Raw genomic sequence first — 254 nt, forward strand, 5'->3', positions numbered from 1 at the left:
CTTTAACGTTGCTTATAATTACTCGCTTGATTGGGGCCCAGTTACCGACATTCAATTTTACAACGATTACGGCATTATTTATGACAAGTCTGACGATAGTGCAGATACATGGATGAACGTAACGGGTATGAGTGTTGCTGCAGGTGGTTTCTTTAGTTACTTCGACTTTATTCAAGCACGTAACCAGCCATTTATTGGCGGAACAATTATTGGTGATGGCGATACAGAACGTCGCTTCAACATAAATATTGGTT

Annotated in this window: 1 pseudogene; it reads left to right on the forward strand. The window is 40.2% G+C overall.

From position 1 onward, the window contains the following. Positions 1–254 (forward strand): annotated as a pseudogene (locus AAEY57_RS20530) (carbohydrate porin); the annotation flags it as partial.

Source organism: Pseudoalteromonas sp. MER144-MNA-CIBAN-0113, assembly GCF_040308965.1.
Lineage (GTDB): Bacteria > Pseudomonadota > Gammaproteobacteria > Enterobacterales > Alteromonadaceae > Pseudoalteromonas > Pseudoalteromonas tetraodonis.